Here is a 1,445-nt window from a genome sequence, read left to right as displayed (position 1 = left end):
CGGTATTTGGGGCCGGTGGATCGGCTCTGGATGAGGCCGCGAGGTCTGCTGCTGCCTCACGCTGGCGCCGGTTGAGCGGCCTTGGCGAGGGCCATTGCGATCTTCTTGATGTTCTGGGCGCTTGCTGCCAGGAGGCATTGGCATGCGACGCGGGCGAGACTTCGGAAGCGGGCGTATCGATGGCCGTGAAGCTGCTTTGCATCGGCAAAGGATCGCTCGACCGTCTCCTTTCGTCGTTTGTAGACGGCTTTGCCCCAGGGCGTCTTGCGATGGGCGTCGGTGCGTTCGCGGGCATCGGCCCAGACATGGCGTGTGATGGTCCGGATGGCCTTGCCGTTTGAAGTGCAGGACGCCAGAAGCGGGCAGTCGCGGCAGATGGCCGGATCGGATGTGTAATGCCTGTAGCCGTTGCGGTCCGTCGTGGCATAGGCGAGCAACTGGCCTTGCGGGCAGCGGTAGCCATCCATCCCGGGCTCGTATGCATATTGCGACTTGCGCATCATGCCGGGCCTTGGTGGCGTCGGGTTGCGATAGCCGGTGACGCCGAGGATCTCTCGTGCCTCCAGTCCGTTGGCGATGCCCGCCGCGGCGTAACCTGCATCCAGACCCACGGCTTTCACCTCAAGGCCGAAGCGCCTGCGCTGGCGGTCCAGCCGGTCGAGATAGACGATGCTGTCATGCACATTGGCCGGCGTCACATGCGTATCGGTGATGATCGCGTGGCGACCATCGACGGTGCGATGATCGAGGTAGAAGAAGCCCTTCGGCTTGCCGTCGCGCACCATGTAGCCGCTGTCGGGATCGGTGCGCGACACCTTGGTTTCCTTCACCTGCGGCGCGCGCTCCTTCTCCTTCAGCGGCGTCTGGCCATGCAGCGCCCGCTCGGCCTCGATCGCCCGGTCGAGATCGGCCCAGTAGTCCGACCGCGACTTCTCGATCAGCGCAAGATCGTATTTGCCCTTGTTGGCATTGGCCTTCAGATGCGTACTGTCGGTATAGAGCACCGTGCCATCGACCAGCCCGTGGCCGATCGCCTGGCTGACGATCTGGTCGAAGATGTCCTGGGCGACCGACGTGTCGTTGAAGCGACGGCGCCGGTTCTGGGAAAGCGTCGAGGCGTCGAACACGCCATCCGTCAGCTTCATCCGCAAAAACCAGCGATAGGCGACGTTGACCTCGATCTCGCGCACCAGCTGCCGCTCGGACCGGATGCCGAACAAATAGCCGATGAACAGGGTCTTGAACATCCGCGTAGGATCGAGCGGTGGACGGCCATTGTCGGCGCAGTAGAGACCGGCAACGCGCTCATGGATGAAGGAGAAGTCGATCACCGCGTCGATCTTGCGAAGCAGGTGATCCTTCGGCACCAGACTGTTGAGCGTTACCATCTCGAGAGCCGTCTGTTCGGGAGCAGGTTTCTTCAACATGTCCCACTGAATCACAAA

At 62.5% G+C, this 1,445-nt stretch carries 1 protein-coding gene; it reads right to left on the bottom strand.

The window, feature by feature from the left end; translation table 11 throughout:
- Nucleotides 1-56 precede the first annotated feature (56 nt).
- Nucleotides 57-1,427: an IS1182 family transposase gene (locus tag J2Z17_RS25120; protein WP_209949599.1), complete on the bottom strand. Its 1,371-nt coding sequence runs from the start codon at nucleotides 1,425-1,427 to the stop codon at nucleotides 57-59.
- Nucleotides 1,428-1,445: the final 18 nt, after the last annotated feature.

Source organism: Heterorhizobium halophytocola (assembly GCF_017873095.1).
GTDB lineage: Bacteria > Pseudomonadota > Alphaproteobacteria > Rhizobiales > Rhizobiaceae > Allorhizobium > Allorhizobium halophytocola.
Note: the sequence above shows the minus strand (reverse complement) of the source record. Positions and strands in the feature narration are given on the sequence as shown.

What these genes read in the sequence shown, in the direction of transcription:
- J2Z17_RS25120 (WP_209949599.1), bottom strand. Translation starts at nt 1,427, where the DNA reads ATGTTGAAGAAACCTGCTCCCGAACAGACGGCTCTCGAGATGGTAACG.